General features: G+C 71.8%; 13 protein-coding genes. 4 read left to right on the top strand and 9 right to left on the bottom strand.

Translation table 11 applies throughout. The annotated features are described in order from the left end of the window. Positions 1 to 7 precede the first annotated feature (7 nt). Positions 8 to 1,228: an acyltransferase family protein gene (locus tag ACIA3K_RS24460; RefSeq protein WP_396804034.1), complete on the top strand. Its 1,221-nt coding sequence runs from the start codon at positions 8 to 10 to the stop codon at positions 1,226 to 1,228. Positions 1,229 to 1,283: 55 nt separating this feature from the next. Next, positions 1,284 to 2,657 (top strand): FAD-binding oxidoreductase, encoded by a 1,374-nt coding sequence (locus ACIA3K_RS24465; RefSeq protein ID WP_396804035.1) that lies wholly within the window; start codon positions 1,284 to 1,286, stop codon positions 2,655 to 2,657. Between the two features lie 18 nt (positions 2,658 to 2,675). Here the strand turns inward: ACIA3K_RS24465 and ACIA3K_RS24470 are convergent, their stop codons facing one another. The 8 genes from ACIA3K_RS24470 to ACIA3K_RS24505 form a co-directional block, all read right to left on the bottom strand. After that, complete coding sequence (locus ACIA3K_RS24470) at positions 2,676 to 4,322, bottom strand: thiamine pyrophosphate-binding protein (RefSeq protein WP_396804037.1); 1,647 nt, start codon at positions 4,320 to 4,322, stop codon at positions 2,676 to 2,678. Positions 4,323 to 4,337: 15 nt separating this feature from the next. Further along, entirely contained in the window at positions 4,338 to 5,339 is a 1,002-nt protein-coding gene (locus ACIA3K_RS24475) for a class I SAM-dependent methyltransferase (RefSeq protein ID WP_396804039.1), read from the bottom strand. A 240-nt stretch (positions 5,340 to 5,579) separates the two neighbouring features. After that, positions 5,580 to 7,103 (bottom strand): 4-hydroxyphenylacetate 3-hydroxylase family protein, encoded by a 1,524-nt coding sequence (locus ACIA3K_RS24480; RefSeq protein WP_396804083.1) that lies wholly within the window; start codon positions 7,101 to 7,103, stop codon positions 5,580 to 5,582. 62 nt (positions 7,104 to 7,165) lie between these two features. Further along, a complete protein-coding gene (locus ACIA3K_RS24485; RefSeq protein WP_396804040.1) occupies positions 7,166 to 8,404 on the bottom strand; it encodes an acyl-CoA dehydrogenase family protein in 1,239 nt (412 codons plus the stop codon). A gap of 14 nt (positions 8,405 to 8,418) precedes the next feature. Beyond that, the gene (locus ACIA3K_RS24490; protein ID WP_396804042.1) at positions 8,419 to 9,780 is read right to left on the bottom strand and encodes a condensation domain-containing protein; all 1,362 of its coding nucleotides are present in this window, start codon (positions 9,778 to 9,780) and stop codon (positions 8,419 to 8,421) included. A gap of 9 nt (positions 9,781 to 9,789) precedes the next feature. Beyond that, positions 9,790 to 10,014 carry an MbtH family protein gene (locus ACIA3K_RS24495; protein ID WP_396804044.1) on the bottom strand — a complete coding sequence of 75 codons (225 nt, stop codon included), beginning with the start codon at positions 10,012 to 10,014 and terminating at the stop codon, positions 9,790 to 9,792. Then, complete coding sequence (locus ACIA3K_RS24500) at positions 10,011 to 11,768, bottom strand: non-ribosomal peptide synthetase (RefSeq protein ID WP_396804045.1); 1,758 nt, start codon at positions 11,766 to 11,768, stop codon at positions 10,011 to 10,013. The genes ACIA3K_RS24495 and ACIA3K_RS24500 overlap by 4 nt, the downstream gene beginning before the upstream one ends. 105 nt (positions 11,769 to 11,873) lie before the next feature. Beyond that, positions 11,874 to 12,278, bottom strand: coding sequence for an SgcJ/EcaC family oxidoreductase (locus tag ACIA3K_RS24505; protein WP_396804046.1), 405 nt, complete (start codon positions 12,276 to 12,278; stop codon positions 11,874 to 11,876). Between the two features lie 375 nt (positions 12,279 to 12,653). Between ACIA3K_RS24505 and ACIA3K_RS24510 the strand changes: the two genes are divergently transcribed. After that, a complete protein-coding gene (locus ACIA3K_RS24510; protein WP_396804047.1) occupies positions 12,654 to 13,835 on the top strand; it encodes an acyl-CoA dehydrogenase family protein in 1,182 nt (393 codons plus the stop codon). A 198-nt stretch (positions 13,836 to 14,033) separates the two neighbouring features. Here ACIA3K_RS24510 and ACIA3K_RS24515 read toward each other — a convergent pair whose 3' ends face one another. Continuing rightward, the gene (locus ACIA3K_RS24515) at positions 14,034 to 15,419 is read right to left on the bottom strand and encodes an FAD-dependent oxidoreductase (protein WP_396804048.1); all 1,386 of its coding nucleotides are present in this window, start codon (positions 15,417 to 15,419) and stop codon (positions 14,034 to 14,036) included. A gap of 282 nt (positions 15,420 to 15,701) precedes the next feature. Here ACIA3K_RS24515 and ACIA3K_RS24520 point away from each other — a divergent pair, with 282 nt between their 5' ends. Next, positions 15,702 to 16,865 carry an epoxide hydrolase family protein gene (locus ACIA3K_RS24520; RefSeq protein ID WP_396804049.1) on the top strand — a complete coding sequence of 388 codons (1,164 nt, stop codon included), beginning with the start codon at positions 15,702 to 15,704 and terminating at the stop codon, positions 16,863 to 16,865. Positions 16,866 to 16,869 lie beyond the last annotated feature (4 nt).

The following is a 16,869-nucleotide window of genomic DNA, read 5'->3' on the forward strand; positions in this document are numbered from 1 at the left end:
GAACGCCATGACTGAGTTGACAGGACAGGCCGGAACACGATCGGACGTCGTACCCACCCGATTGCCCACGCTGACCGGGATGCGCTTCATCGCCGCGGCGATGGTCTTCCTGCACCACACGACCTTCGCGAACCTGTTCAGCTCGGCGGACGACTTCGGCACGTTCCGGGCCATCGTGGCGCAGGGCAACTCCGGCGTCAGCTTCTTCTTCATCCTCAGCGGCTTCGTCCTCGCCTGGTCACGCCGCCCGACCGACACCGCCCCTCGCTTCTGGCGGCGCCGGTTGTTCAAGATCTACCCCAACCACCTGCTGGTGTTCGTGGTGTCCGTGCTGCTCATCGCGTACGGCGTGACCACCTTCGGGGTCAGCCCGGTCGAGTTCTGGCCGGCCGTGCTGAACGCCACGCTGGTGCAGGCCTGGCCGCACGACCTGGGTATCGCGTTCAGCGTCAACCTCGTCACCTGGTCGCTCGCCTGCGAGGTCTTCTTCTACTTCTGCTTCCCGTGGCTGGCCCGGGCCATCGACCGCATCCGGCCCGAGCGGCTGTGGGCCGCAGCCCTCACGGTGGTGGCGCTCATCGTGGCCGTACCGTTCCTGGCCCGACTGCTGCCGGCCGAGCCGCCGGTGCCGCAGGTGGGCCTCACGACCTGGGAACTGTGGTTCATCCAGGTGTTCCCGCCGGTGCGGATGCTGGAGTTCGTCCTCGGCATTCTGCTCGCCCGGATCGTGCTCGCCGGCCGCCGGCTGCCGCTGGACCTCGGCGGCGCGGTCGCCCTGGCCATCGGCGCCTACGCGCTCAGCTCCTTCTTCCCACCGGCGTTCCGGCTGGCCGCGATCATGGCCCTGCCGCTCGCTCTGGTCATCGCGGCCGGCGCGGTCTCCGACACGCGGCGGCAGGGGTCGTGGCTGTCCAGCGGTCCGCTGGTCTGGCTCGGCGACGTGTCATTCGCCTTCTACCTGTGGCATTACATGGTCATCATGACCGTCCGGTCGCAGCTGGACTCGCTCACCGGCTGGTCCACCCCCGCCGCCGTCGCCCTGATCGTCGGGCTCTTCGCGATCACACTGGTGCTGTCCTGGCTGCTGTACTCCACGGTCGAACGGCCGGTCATGAGCCGGTTCGCCACCAGCCGCCGACACCGGCCCGCGGAGCGGCCGTCCGCGCCGGTCTCGCCGGCCGGGCCGCAACCGGCTGACCCGCCGACGACGCTCGCCCAGCCGCGCTGAGCCGATCCCGGTCCCGACCGGCCACGGGCCGCACCCTCGACGAAGGACGCACGGCATGAGCATCAACCCGCATCCCGCCGCCGTCGCCCGGCCCGGTGACCCGGCGTACACCGCGGCGACCCGGGTGTTCAACCTGGCCGCGCCCGCCGAGCCGATGGTGGCGCTCACCGCCCGCTCGGTGGCGGACGTACAGGCCGCCCTGCGCTACGCCGAGGCGGAGAAGTTGTCCGTCCGGGTGCACGCCACGGGGCACGGGGCGGCGGCGGGGTCCCCGATGGACGGGGCGCTGCTGATCAGGACGGAGCTTGCCGGGGGCGTCGAGGTCGACGCGGACCGCCGGGTGGCCCGGGTACCGGCCGGTACCCGCTGGCGGGAGGTGGTCGAGGCGGCCGCGCCGTACGGGCTGGCCGCGGCACACGGCTCGGCGGGCACCGTCGGCGTGGTCGGCTACCTGCTCCGGGGCGGGCTCAGCCTGTACGGCCGGCTGCACGGCCTCGCCGTCAACACCGTGCGGGCCGTCGACGTGGTGACCGCCGACGGCACGGTGCGGCGCGTCGACGCCGACCACGACGCGGAGCTGTTCTGGGCGCTGCGCGGCGGCGGTGGCGGCTTCGGAGTGGTCACCGCCGTCGAGATCGCCCTCTTTCCGGCACACCGGGTCATCACCGGTGCCACCTACTGGTCCGCACGGCACGCCGCGGACCTGCTGGCGCGGTGGCGGGACTGGACGCTGACCGCGCCGCCGGAGGCGACCACCTCGGTACGCCTCCTGTCCCTTCCACCGGACGTCCCGCCCCCGCTGAACGCCGGCCCGATGCTGGTCGTCGACGGGGCGGTGCTCGCGCCCGGCCCCACGGATGTGTCGGCCGCCCGCGATGTGGTGGAGGCGTTGCTGGCCCCACTGCGGGCCGTGGCGGAGCCGATTCTCGACGCCTGGCAGGAGAGCGGGCCCGGCGATGTGCTGGCCGCACACCTGGAACCCACCGAGCCGCTACCGGTGATCGGTGACCACCTGCTGCTGCACGACCTCGGCGACCAGGGGCTACGGCGGTTCCTGGCGGTGACCGGGGAGGGCTCCGGTTCGCCTCTGGTGGTGGCGGGGCTACGCCAGCTCGGCGGGGCGTACGCGCGGCGGCCCGCCGCCGGCGGCGCCCTCGCCCATGTCACGGCCGCCTACTCCTACGCGGGTTCGGCAGCACCGTTCGCGGCGACACCGGAGGAGATCCGCGCCCACTGCGACACCGTGCGGGTCGCCCTCACACCCTGGGACACCGGCCGGACCGTTCCGTCCTTCGTGGAGCATGTGGGCGCCCCGCAGGGCCACCTGGACACAGCGGCGGTGGCGGCGGTGGACCGGGTCCGTAGCCGGGTCGACCCCGAGGGTCGGTTCCGCGACGATGTCACACCGCACGCGACCGAGCTGCGCTGATCGGGAGCATCCCGCGGGTCAGTGCGCCGCGATCAGATCGGCCAGGAACTGCCCGACGACGCCGCGCGCCACCTTGCAGTCCACCACCAGCGTCCCGGGACGACCCCGGTCCCGCCAGGCCCGCACGGCGTCCAGGTCGGTCACGCTCCGCACGGTCACCGCGGTGGCCCCGAACGCCCGGGCCACCCCGGCGAAGTCGGTCTCGGTGAACGACGCGGTGCTGCGGTCCGCGCCACGCGGACCGTACAGATGCACCTCGAACCCGTACGCGGCGTCGTCGTGGACAACCACGAGCGCCGATTCGCCCGTACGCACCAGGGTCTCCAGCTCGGGCAGCCCCATCAGGGCACCACCGTCGCCGAGGACCACCACCGTCGTGCGGTCCGGGCGGGCGGCCGCCGCGCCGACGGCGCCGGCGAAGCCGAGACCGATGGCCTGGAACGCCGCACCCATGAACACCAGTGCCGACGGGTCGCCGACCGGCCAGTTCATCAGGGGCCAGCCGATGAAGTGTCCGCCGTCGAGCACCAGCGTCCGCTCGGCTGGCAGCAGCGGCAACAGAGCCCGCGTCAAGGTGCGTGGATCGATCTGCTCGGCCGTCCCGGCGTCCTCGTACGACTCTCCCAGCCAGCCGGCGCGGGCCCGGTCGATCTCGCCGCCCAGCGTGTCGCGCCACGGCACGGGCGGGTGCCCGTCGGGGATCCTCTCCAGCAGGGCGGCCGCAGTGGCGGCGGCGTCACCAACCACGACCCGGCCCACCGCACCGGGGCCGGGCGCGGCGACGTCCACCCGGATCACCGTGGCGTCCGGGTCGAGCAGCCGCCCGTGGTGGAGGGTGAACGGATCCAGGCTGGCGCCGAACGCGACGACGAGGTCCGCCTGGCCGAGGATCCGCGCCGCCGCCGGTGCGGCGAAGCCGCCGCAGGTGCCGACGGACCAGGGGTGTTCGGCGAACAGCCCGGCCGCCATGACCGTGGTGGCCAGCACCGCGCCGGTGCGGTCGGCCAGCTCCATGACGGGCTTCGCCGCCCCGGCGTGCCAGGCGCCGAGGCCGGCGAGCAGCACCGGCCGGTGGGCGCTGGTCAGCGCGTCAGCCAGGGCTGCCAGCTCGTCGGGTGCGGCGGACGGCTGGGTGCTCAGGGCGATGTCCTCATCCGGTGCGGCGGGTGCTTGCGAAGCCTCCATCGGGGACAGATCGGCCGGCAGGCACAGGGCCACCGGGCTGCGCGTCCGGCGGGCGAGGCGCAGCGCGGCCCGTGCCCTGGCCGGCGCGGTCGCCGGGTCGTCGACCCGGACGACGTACCCGCCGAGGCCGTCGACGAGGGCCCGCTGGTCGATGTCGTTGCGCCGTAGGTGGCCGGTCGGCGCGTCTCCGCAGAGCAGCAGCACGCCGCTGCCGTGCCGGGCCGCCTCGGCGAGCCCGGTGGCCACGTTGGTGACGCCGGCCCCGTGACTCGTCGTACAGACCGCCACCTCGCCGCACGCCCGGAAGTAGGCGTCCGCCATCGCCATGGCACCGCCCTCGTGCCGGGCGGCGACGTACCGGACGCCGCCCTCGGTGAGGCCGGCCACCGCCATGATGTTGCCGCCGCCCACCACACCGAAGGCGTGCCGGACGCCAGCGTCGGCGAGCGCGCGACCGACCGCTGCCGCTACCGTGCTCATCGTCTCCTCTTCCGCTCAGGCAAGCTCGAAGACCACTTCGCCGACGGTCATCTCGATGCGGTTGGTGCGCAGCAGCCGCCACTGGCTCGCCGCGAACACCGACTGCCACTCGGGAATCGTCGGGATACGGATGCCCATCAGGTCGTGCCCCAGCTCGAAGCCGAGCGTGAAGACCGGCAACTCGGTGTCCGGGATCCCGGAGGTGCGGGTCGCGTCACCGAGGATGAACCGCCGTGCCGCCGGGAAGACCTCCCGCAGTCGGCTGAGCGTGGCCAGGCACCGGTCCCGGGGCCAGAAGTCGTGGCCCATCATGAAACAGGTGATCACCTCCACCTCGGCGAACTCGGGCCGTGGCTCCAGGCGCAGCACGTCACCTTCCACGAACCGGAGCCGGTCGGCCAAGCCGGCGGCCGCGGCGTCCCGCTCCGCCACGTCGAGTGAGGGTCGGGCGATGTCGACGCCCAGGCCGCTGGTGCCCGGATAGCGCCGGAGTACGTCCAACAGCCGGCCGCCGCTGCCGCAGCCCAGGTCGACGACGAGCCCGGTCGGTCGGGCCCGCTCCATCGCCGCCCAGAACGTGGGCGCGTAGCAGAGCGCGTCAAGCTCCCGGCAGGCGTACGCGATGGCCGCGGCGTCGCGCTGGTAGAACCGGCCGGTTCGGTTCTCGGTGCGCAGGATCGACGGCATCTGGCGGAACAGTTCGGCGCTGCCCCGGCTCAGCCAGTGCACGAAGGCACGGTTGCGGTACACGTCGTCGAAGGCCGCCGCGACGGTGACTGTCGAACCGTCGCGCTCCACCACCCGCACTGCGGCGAGGGCCCGGAACAGGCCTTCGGTGGACGGCCCGTCGAGGCCGTGCCGCGCGGCGAACTCCTGGGCGTCGAGCTTGCCGGACTGGCGGAGTTCGTCCAGCGCGCCGACCTCCCAGGCCGCGCCGATCGCCCAGGCGGCGACCGCCGAGTTGAAGATGTCAGCGACGTGGCGCTGGCTGCCGGTCCGCGAAACGTCGATGCTCACCGCCCGCCCGCCCTCCGTTCCGTCCGGTCCACCGCGTTGCACTGCGCTTCTCACTGGCTGTGCCTCCTGTCGGCGTGGCGCACTGTCACCCGCGCTTCCGGGCGGTCGTGTCGACCGGGTTGTCCCGACGGATCGCCGGGGCGGTGACCTGCGTCTAGGCGAATGATCGCTTCCTACCTATATGGTCGGTTATACGGTGATCCGTCGGCACCTCTCCGCGTGCGGACCACGCGCACCAGATCACCCGTTGAGCAGCTCGTTGCGCACCGGCCGGAAGTGCTCGTACGAGGCCAGGTCCGGCACGGTCCAGCCGTCCAGGTCGTACTCGGCCAGGCAGCTGTCCACCAGATCCCGGTAGCCGTCCAGCTGGCCGGACGCGGCCTGCGCGAACAGCAGCTCGACCCGGGTGTTCTCGTGGTTGCCCGCGTAGTTGCGCTCGTACAGCTCGTGCCGGCCGCCGAACTCGGTGCCCACGGCGTCCCAGAGCAGCTTCATCACCTTGACCCGCTCGACCGCGTCCACGCCGTTGGACCCGCGCACGAAGCGGTCGAGGTACCGCCGGATGTCCGGGTTCTTGAAGTCCTCGGCGCTGGAATTGACGTAGATGAGCCCGCTCGCCACGTCCTGGAGCACGATCTCGCGGATCCGGGGGTACCCGACCTGCATGAACCATCGGTACGCCAACCCGTACTCCGGGTTGGGCAGGACCGCGCCGTTGTGCCAGGGGACGGGGTTGCGGGCGGCCGAGTCGGACAAGGAGCGGAACAGGTTACGCCAGGCCAGCACCTCGCCCAGCCGGCTCTGGACGCCGCGGAACTCACTGGCGCCGGTGATCTCCAGTGCCTTCGCGAGGAGGCCGGCGATGAACTCCAGCTTCACCGCCAGGCGTACGCAGCCGTGGAACGTGAACCGCTCCAGGAAGCCGGAGCCGGCGCTGAAGAGCTGGACCTTCGCCACGTCACCGTAGACGAAGACGTTCTCCCACGGGATGAGGACCTTGTCCAGCACGAGTATCGTGTCGTTCTCGTCCAGCCGTGAGGAGAGCGGGTAGTCGAAGGGGCTGCCCATCACCGCGGCCGTCGCCGAGTAGGACGGCCGGCAGATCAACTTCATCCCCGGCGCGTTCATCGGCACCGTGGCGACCAGAGCGAACTCGCGTTCCTTGATCGGCAGGCCGTAGTGGGCGATGAAGTTGTAGTGGGTCAGCGCCGAGCCGGTGGCGACCACCTTGGCGCCGCTGACCACCACCCCGGAGTCGGTTTCCTTCTCGACGTGCACGAACACGTCCCGCACCTGGTCCGGCGGCCGACTGCGGTCCACCGGCGGGTGGACGATGGCGTGGTTCCAGTACAGGACCTTCTCCTGCGACTCGCGGTACCAGCGCCGGGCGTTGTCCGCGAACGGCTCGTAGAAATCCGCGTTCGCGCCGAGGGTGCCGAGAAACGACGCCTTGTAGTCGGGGCTACGGCCCAACCACCCGTACGACATCCGGGCCCAGGTCTCGATCGCCCGCTGGTCGGCCACCAGGTCGTCCACGCTGTGCGGGGTGGTGAAGAACCGGTGGGTGTAGCCGTCACCCCCGGCGTCCGAACGGGTCGTGAGCACGTCCCTGGTAACCGGGTCGTGCAACGCGTCGTACAGTCGCGCCGTCATCCTGATCGGGTTGTGGAACGCCGGATGGGTCGTCACGTTCTTCACCCGCTCGCCGAAGAGGTAGACCTCCCGGTCATCGGCCAGGCTGTCGACGTACTCGGCACCGGTCATCGGGCGCTTGGATTCCTCGTTCACCGTGCTCCCCTCGCTCGTCCGCGTCCGGTCGGTACGCCTCAGGCCAGACCGAAGTGGGCCTGCGCCAACTCCCGGTTGGCCTTCATGGCCAGGAATGTGGAGAGGCCCGCGTGACCGTGCAGCATCGACATGTCCCGCCAGACGCGCTCCATCCGTTCGCCCTGCCGGGACGCGCTGGAGCCGGCGCTCGGGAAGAGGTGGCCCTCCACCGCCCGCCAGCACAGCCGGACCACCTCGCGGCTGATGGTGGCGAGCCGGAGTTCGGTCTCCCGGGTGAAGACCTGCGGCCCGCTCGCGCACGCCTCGCTCCACTGCCGTACGGCATCGGTCAGGGCGGCCTCGGCGGTAGCCAGAAGCCCCACCGCCTCGCCGTATCGAAACTGGTAGTCCGGGTCCTCCATCCGGAGCACCACGGGCGGGAAGATGGTGCTCCGGGTGCGCAGCAGCTCCTCGTACGCGTCGAGCGCGCCCTGGGCCATCCCGACCGCGAGGGCGCCCAGTTCCAGCAGCATGAAGCTCAGCGGACCGCCGCCGTACTCGGGGTTGCCGTGCAGCAACCGGCCGGGCGTGCCGCCGGTCACGCTGAGCTGGCTCAGGTGCACCGGAAGGACGTGGTGGTCGGGCACCCGCGCGTCGGTCACCGCGATGCCATGCGAGCCACTGCCTCGCAGGCCGAGCTGCCCACCCCAGTCGTCGAGCCGCCGCCACTGCTGGCGCGGCAGCACGAACATCACCGGCTCCGCGGGTTGCCCGTCCGGACCCACCGCGAGCGCGTGCCCGATGAAGTGCGTCGCGTATGGCGACCCGGAGCAGTACCCCCACGTGCCGTTGATGAGCCAGTCGCCGTCGGAGGTGCGGGCGGCGGTGCCGGTCGGCGCCACTGCGGCGGGGCAGACGAAGTCACCCTCCGCGAAGAGTTCGGACTGCGCCTTCTCCTCGAAGAGCGAGGCCGCCACCAGCGCGTGCGCCGCCCCGAACAGGTACATCCAGCCGGTGGACGGGCAGCCGCGGGCCAGCGCCGTGGCCACCCGTACCAGGGTCTGCACACCGAACTCGTAGCCGCCGAAACGCCGGGGCACGATGAGCCGGTAGAAGCCGGCGTCGAGGAACTCCCGATGGGTGTCCTCGCTGTAGTACGTGCGTCGCTCCGTCTCCGCCTGCCGGTCCACCAACGACGCCGCGATCGCCCCCGCCCGGGCGATCACCGCCTCCGGGGTCAGGTCCGGCTCGGGCGGCGGCGGGAAGTCGTGCGCCGGTACGTCCCTGGCCACTGTCATACGCCTCTCCCTGCTCAGATCTGCTTCAGTGGGCCGTCAGGCGTGGTGACCACCGCGCGGAGCACCCGCCGGTAGTCGTCCACCAGCCCGGCGGCCGTGCCGACGTCGACAAGATTGCGGTTGTACTTGAGGCTGCCCACCATCTCGCCCGAGGGCAGCAGGTCCATCGCCCACAGTCCGCCGTCGGGGATGTGCGAGCTGTCCTCCTGCGAGAGCAGCCGCCGCCGGATCTCGGTGGCGTGCAGCCCTCCGGCCGGCGGATCGGCGTCGCCGAAGCCGGACTGGAGCAACTCGAACGTGACCACCGTCCGGTTGTCGTCGGCGAACTGCCGGGTCAGCTCCGGCGCCTCGGCCGCGATCAGCCCGAACGGGAGTTCGTGGTGGTACGCCTCCAGACAGGTACGACGGGTCCGCTCGACGGCCTCGCGCAGGGTGTCGCAGCCGGTGAGGTCGGTGCGGAGCGGGACGAACGAGAAGAACATGCCGACGGTGCGCTGGAACCGCTCGTCGGAGCGACCGGCGAGGAAGGTCGGAATGGTCACGTCCCACGCACCGGTCCGGTTGTGCAGCAGCACTGTGTACGCCGCGAACAGCACCACGAACGGTGTGCTCCGGGTGGCACGGGCGTACCCGAGCACGCTCGCCGTCAGCCCCGCCTCGACCAGGAAGCGGTGCGCGGCGTACGCGTTCGGTACGCCGGGCGGCCGGGGTGAGTCGGTCGGCAGCCCGAGGATCTCCGCGCCGCGCAGCTTGCGCCGCCAGTACGCACGGGCGGCCCGGACCGGCTCGCTCTCCAGGCCACGGAGCTGCTCGGCGGCGAACTCCCGGTACGTGGGCGGCGGCGGGTCGTCGGGCACGGGGTGCCCGCTGTGGCGGGCGTACCGTGCGGACAGGTCCTCCATGATCAGCCGCATCGACCAGGCGTCGGTGGCCGTATGGTGGGTGGCCAGCACGAGCACCGCGTCGGTGTCGTCGAACCGGCCGACGATGGCCCGCAACTGCGGTTGGTGCGACGGGCTGAACGGGGTCGCGTCCACCTCGTTGAGCAACCGCTCCGCCCGTCCGTCCCGTGACTCGCCGGGCGCCGGGGTCAGCGTCCGGACGACCAGCGGCGGCATCGTCGGCGGGTGGACGAGCTGGGCGTGCGGCCCCTCGCCGCGCAGGATCGACGTCCGCAACGCCTCGTGCCGCGCCACCACGTCGGCGAGCGCCCGGCGCAGGGCGTCCAGGTCGATCCGGCCACTGATCCGCCAGCCCGCCACGAGCACGTGTCGGTCACCGAAGGCACCCTCCGCCTCGCCCCGGTCGAACGGGCAGAGGAACTCCTGATTGTGGGAGAGGGGGGCGCGGATCGGATAGATGTCGACGAACGGCATGACTTCTCCTCAACTCCCCGGAACGGTCCGGTCCAGCGCCGCGACAAGGGAGCGGGGTCGCAGGTCGGGCCAGCACTCGGTGACGTACGTCAGGCAGGCGTTGCGGTCGGTCGGGCCGTACGCGACGGTCCAGCCGCCCGGCACGCCGACGGTGGCCGGCCAGAGCGAGTGCTGGCCCTCGGCGTTCACCAGGACCAGGAACACGCCGTCGGGATCGTCGAAAGGATTGCTCATCGTGGCCTCCGCTCCGGCTCCTGCGCCACGTCGAGCCGCTCATCCAGGGCGGCCACGGTGGGCGCGTCGAACACCATGTCGATCCGGATGTCCACGCCGAGCGCGGACCGGACCCGGTTGACCAGCCGCATGGCGAGCAGCGAGTGCCCACCGAGTGCGAAGAAGTCGTCGTCGGCGCCGACCCGGGGGGCACCCAGCACCTCCGCGAAGATCTCGCAGAGCCGCTCCTGCCGCGGCCCGCGCGGCGGCCGATAGTCGGACGCCCTGGAGAACTGCGGCTCGGGCAGCGCCCGTCGGTCCAGCTTGCCGTTCGGGGTCAGGGGCAGAGCCGGGACCGTCATCACCGCGTCCGGGAGCATGTAGTCGGGCAGCAGCGTCCGGGCGTACGCCGCCAACTTCGCGTCGTCGACGCCGGCCGGGCCCGGCACGACGTACGCCACGACCCGCTTCTCCCCCGCCTCGACCTCGTGCGCCGTCACGGCGACATGCGCGACCCCGGGCCCGCGACCCAGCACCGCCTCGACCTCGCGCAGCTCGACCAGGTAGCCGCGGACCTTGATCTGGTCGGACGCCCGGCCGACGAACTCAACCAGCCCTTGCGAGGTCAGCCGGGCCAGGTCCCCGGTGCGGTACATCCGCTCGCCGCCGCCCGTGAACGGGTCGGCCACGAAACGCACCGCGGTCTGGTCCGGACGGCCGTGGTAGCCCCGGGCCAGGCACGGCCCGGCGACGTAGAGCTCACCCGTCACGCCCGGCGCCACCGGCTCCAGCCGTCCGTCGAGGACGTACAGCCGGACGCCGGCCAGCGGTCGGCCCACCGGTACGGTCTGTCCCGCCTGGTAGGGCGCCGCCATCGGCGAGCGGGTGACGAAGGCCGTCGCCTCGGTCTGCCCGTACATGGCCTGCACCAGCGTCTCGGGGCAGGCGTCGAGCACCCGTGAGACGGCGGTCGGCGCGATCACGTCGCCGCCGGTCAGCACCTCCCGCACCCCGGCCAGCGCGGTCGCCGCCTCCTCGGCGACGACGCGGAACAGACCGGCGGTCAGGTGCAGGCCGGTCACCCGCTCCCGCTCGATGAGTGCCCGCAGGCCGTGGACGTCCAGGTCGCCAAGGGGTGCCAGCACCAACCGGTTGCCGTGCAACAGCGGCACCCACAACTCGTACGCGGTGACGCCGAAGGCGTGCGGCGCCACCATGAGGACGACGTCGTGCCCGCCGCCGGCCCACACCGGGTCGGCGGCCATGTTCAGCACGCCGCGGTGCGTGATCGCCACTCCCTTGGGATCGCCGGAGGAGCCCGAGGTGAACATGAGGTACGCCAGCTGGTCGGGGTGGACCGGGTGGACCGGCTCGGCCTTCCCCACCGGGTCCCCCTCTCCCGGGCGGAGCACGTGCGGGACCGCCGGCAGCCCGTCGTCGTGCGCGGGCCGATCGGTGATCAGGAGCCCACAGCCCGCCCGGTCGATGACCGCCTGCATCCGCTCCCGCGGATAGGAAGCCGGCAGCGGCAGGTAGCAACCGCCCGCCTTCAGCACCCCGAGCAGCGTCACGACCAGCTCCGGTGAGCGCTCCATCAGCACCGCGACCACAGTCTCCGGGCCGACGCCCAGGGCCCGCAGCCGTTCGGCCACCTCGCTCGACCGCACGTCCAGGTCCCGGTAGGTGAGCTGGCCGGCACCCGACGACACGGCGACGGCGTCGGGCGCCCGCTCGACCGCGGCCGCGAATGCCTCCTGGACGCATGAGTAGGCCATCGCGTACTCCGCTCTCTGCTCGCCGCCGACGTTCCCTGCCGCCGCCGGCCGTCGGCCAGCATCACATTCCGCTGCCCGCCGGTTCTTCTCCCAGCGTGCGGTCGTTCAGGCGTGCGCCGGGCTGTTCTGGTAGACGGCGAGCCGCCACTGCTCGTCCCGCTTCACCACCACCCAGGAGGCCCGGATCGCCCGGTCGGCGGGGACCGTCGTCTCGCCCGGGGCCAGCACACCCCCCTGGGTGACGAGCACGGCCGCTCCCGTATCGAGGCTCTTGATCGCCAGCGGTTGGCCGGTCACCTGCGTGCCCTTGTAGGGGCCGCCGAAGGCCTCCGCCATGAACGCGCGGATCTCCTCCCGGCCCTGCCGCAGGACGCCGGGGAGGATCATGACGCCGTCCTCGACGAAGACGTCGGCGAACGCATCGGAGTCGTGGGCGGCCCAGGCCGCGACGATCCGCTGCGGAACGGCAGCGATGGCGGCCTGGTCGTCGGTGACGGATGGCGTGGTCATCGTCGGTCTCCTTTGCGACGGCGGAGAAAACGGCGGAGGTGTGCCCGGCACCCGGCGCCGGTCGTCCGCCCGCCCCGGAGCGGGGCCACCACGACTCTCGCAACTGGCCCGCCCGTGCCGCATCTTCCCCGTTGCGCCCCACTGCGGCCCTCGGCCGCCCGAGCCGGGTTCGCACTCAGGGAGATGAGCCGCGGCCAGCGTGGATGTGAGAGTTCCCTTCGAGCGGAAGGGGTACGCGCCCAGGTCATCGCACCGCTTGCGTACCCGTGCGAGCCGGCGCGGGCGCCCGGCCCGGAGCGGCCGGTCGGCGTGCACCGCGGACCCCACGTCCTGGGCTCAACCGAGTCCCTCGCCGACAGCATCGAGGAGGAGAGGGTGACCGTCACCCAAGCACCCCCGCAGGCGGATCTCGTCCGCCGCGCGTCGTCACTGGTACCGCTGCTTCAGTCGCACTCCACGTGGACCGAGCAGAATCGACGCCTGCACGACGAGGTGATCGAGGCAATGACCGAGGCCGGCATCTTCCGGATGCGGCTGCCCGCCCGCTACGGCGGTTACGAGAGCGACACCCGCACCGTGGTCGACGTCCTGACCGCACTGTCCGCAGGGGACGGCTCGGCGTCCTGGATCGCGGGGGTCAACTCCATCACGACGTGGATGGCCTCGCTCCTGCCCGACGAGGTGCAGGACGAGATCTTCTCCGCGCCGGACGTCCGACTGTGCGGCACGCTGAGCCCGTCCGGCATGTGCACACCGGCCGAGGGCGGCCTCACGCTCAACGGGCGGTGGGGTTTCATCAGTGGCGCGTTGCACGCCCAGTGGCAGATGGTCATCGCGATGGCCCCCGCGCCGGACGGCAGCCTCTGGCCGATCATGACCGCGGTGCCGCTGAACGAGCTTCAGGTCGTCGACGACTGGCACACCTCCGGCCTGCGCGGCACCGGCAGTGTCAGCACGGTGGCGCAGAACGTCTTCGTGCCCGAGCGGCGGGTGCTGCCCCTGCCGCTGGTGCTCGGCGAGCAGTACGCGTCCCGCACCAACGCCGCGTCCCCCATCTACCGCACACCGCTGCTGGCCAGCGCTTCCGCGATGTCGGTAGGTGTCGCGGTCGGCCTCGCCACCGCGGCCCGCGAGGTGTTCCTGGAGCGCCTCCCGGAGCGCAAGATCACCTACACGGCGTACGAACACCAGGCGGACGCGCCGCTGACGCACCTGCAACTGGCCGAGGCGACGATGCTGACGGACGAGGCCGTGTTCCACGCCCACCGACTCGCCGACACGGTCGACAGCAAGGGAATCGACGGGACGCCGTGGTCCCTGGTCGAGCGAGTTCGTGCCCGTGCCGACATGGGCCGCGCCACCCAGCTCGCCAGGCGGGCGGTCGACCTGCTCGCCTCGGCCAGCGGCGGTTCGTCGGTCTACCAGGACGTGCCGATCCAGCGCATCCTGCGGGACGTCCAGGCCATCAACCTGCACGCCCTGATGAACCCGGACACGAACGCGGAGCTGTACGGCCGCATCCTCTCCGGGCTGGAGCCGAACACCCTGTACATCTGACCCATCCACAAGGACCCGTCGGCGTCGCCGGCGGGTCCTTGTGTCGATGGCCCTGAGCACAACGGGTCCCCCGCGGACACCGTGCACCGGCGGGTTGGCACGTCGGGACGGGACCGGGTGGGGGCCTTCGAGCTGAGGACGCCGCGCCGCTGGGGGTTCGACCCGGCCAGCGACGCGGCGACGAAGGGGGTGGAGAGATCAGGTGGCCAGCTCCGAAGCGGACTCGGCCGGCCGGCTGGGCTCCGGCACGGCCGGTAGCGGGCGACGAGCGGCCCGGAACACCCGCATCATCATGGCGGGCTTCAGCAGCGACTGCGGCGGATCGATGAGGCCGGCGACCCGCATGAACGCCTCGGTGATCCGGCTGTCGTGGAGCATGCCGTACATCAGCTTGGCCATGTAGCGGTTCATCACGCGGACCATCAACGGCCGGTCCCCCTCCACCTCGGGGAACGCCAGGTCGCCACCGGCCGCGATCCCCCACGGCGCTTCGATCACCGTGGAGATCTCCTTGAAGAAGGCACGGGCCTGCGGGGCACGGCCGCTGTTGAGGTGCTTGCGCAGCGTGAGCGCCTCCAGGGCGGAGACCGTCATGCCCTGCCCGTACACCGGGTTGAAGCTGCACACACCGTCTCCAACCACCAGGTAGCCCTGCGGAAACGCGGTCAGCCGCTCGTAGCGCCGGCGGACGCTGGCGGGGAAGCGGATCAGCACCGGCCCGACGACCGGTTCGGCGTCGCGGATCGCGTCGTACACCGTCGGGATCGGCAGCGACTTGGCGAATTCCCGAACGCCCTTGAGGTCGGTGGTCGGCTCGTCGCCGAGCATCGCGGTGAGCGACAGGATGTGCCGGTCGCCCTTCGTCCGACCGAAGAACGCCCCGCGCGGGCTGCTCGGTGTGGCGAGCGGGATTTCCGACCAGTCGTTCTCCAGCGGCCGGGCCGGCAGGTCGAACTCGCAGGTGGTGTAGGAGAGGCCGATCTTCACCCGGTCCTCGGCCGGACGCTGGTAGCCCAACTCCTCCAACCAGACGGGCGTACGCGAGCCCCGGCCGGTGGCGTCGATGACCAGATTGGCGGTGAGGTCGCGGGGTTCGCTGCCGGCCTCGTGCGCCTGCACCCGCGCACCGATGATCCGGTCCCGCCCCGGCGACGACATCAGCCCGACGATGTCGGTGCGCTCGAGGAAGGTCACATTCGGGATCGCGGCGACCCGGTTGCGGACCATGTTCTCCAGCGCCGGCCTGGTCATGCTGACGGCCACCAGGCCGGTGTGCGCGTTCTTGACCCGCAAGCCGTCGATGTACCAGTGCATCTCCCCCATGTCGACCATGGGCATCCCGGAGTTGGCCATCTCCTCAGTCAGCCCGGGGAAGAGGCCCTCCATCTCCCGACCGCCGCGTGCGAGCAGGGCGTGCGCGTGGAAGCCCTGTGGCACACCGCGTCGCGGCCCCGTGGCCCCGACCAGCACATCGCGGTCCACAATCGTCACGTCACCGTAGAACTCACTGAGGACCCGCGCGGCCAGCAGGCCGGCCATACTTCCGCCCAGCACCACCGCGCGTTCACCGACCAGTCCGGCCATCGCTCAACCCTCTCGTTTCGCCGAATCCGACTCCACGCCGGGTCACCGACCCCGACGCCTGGAATCGTCACAGCCGACGCATGCGGCGAGCATCTTTCGGATTGCGGGATCGCCGGTCGCCGCCGCCGCCCGGTGGGATGGCGGATCCGTTCCGCACGCCAGGAGATGTCGCCCTCTGGGCGGCGGTGTGACGATGCCTCGTGTCCCGGCCGTCATCTACCCCGGGCAGCGCCCGACGGCCGGCCGGTAACGACCGCATTCGACAGGATGAGAGGCCGACGCATGGACCCCTTCCGCATCGAGGTCCCCCAGGCCACGCTTGACGACCTGCACCGCCGGCTCGCCGCGACCCGCTGGCCCGCCGGGGCCGAGGCGGTCGACGGGTGGGAGCGGGGAGTGCCTTTGTCGTACCTGCGGGACCTCGTGGAGTACTGGCGCGACGAGTACGACTGGCGGGCCGCCGAGGCCCGGTTCAACGCGTACCCACAGTTCACCACGGAGCTGGACGGCACCCGGGTGCACGTCCTGCATGCCCGCTCGGCCGAGCCGGGGGCCACCCCGCTACTGCTCACGCACGGCTGGCCGGGATCGGTCGCGGAGTTCCTCGACGTGATCGGCCCGTTGACCGACCCGGCGGCGCACGGCGGAGACCCTGCGGACGCCTTCCACGTGGTGGTGCCGAGCCTGCCCGGGTACGGCTTCTCCGGCCCCACCGCCCCCGGCTGGCACGTCGGACGCATCGCCGGGGCGTGGGCCCAGCTGATGAGCCGGCTCGGCTACGACCGGTACGTAGCGCAGGGGGGCGACTTCGGCTCGGTGGTGTCGCTGATCCTCGGTCAGCTCGACCCGGAGCACGTGCTCGGTGTGCACATCAACATGCTGCTGACCGGCCCGACCGGCGAGGACCCGGACGAGCTGACCGGGCTCAGCGAGGCCGACCAGGCCCGCCTCGCCCTGCTGCCGCGATTCCGCGACCACGGCGCCGGTTACATGGCGATCCAGGCCACCCGCCCGCAGACCCTCGGGTACGCGCTCAGCGACTCGCCGGTCGGGCAACTCGCCTGGATCGTGGACCGGTTCCGGGAGTGGACCGATTCCACGGACGTGCCCGAGGAGGCGGTCGACCGGGATCTGCTGCTGACCAACGTCATGCTCTACTGGCTGACCGGCACCGCCGCCTCCTCCGCTCAGCTCTACCACGAGGTCGCGCCGATGCTGCCGATCGCGAACCCGCCGTCGCTGCGGCACCAGGCGATCCCGGTACCGCTGGGCGTGGCCGTGTTCCCGCACGACATGTTCCAGCCGGTACGCCGATTCGCCGATCGGGACTTCGGCAACATCGTCCACTGGAGCGAGTTCGACCGCGGCGGTCACTTCGCGGCGATGGAGGAGCCCGACCTGTTCGTGGCCGACGTCCGGGAGTTCACCCGCGCGCTGAAGGGCTGAGGTG

It is taken from the genome of Micromonospora sp. NPDC051543, from assembly GCF_044454415.1.
Lineage (GTDB): Bacteria > Actinomycetota > Actinomycetes > Mycobacteriales > Micromonosporaceae > Micromonospora.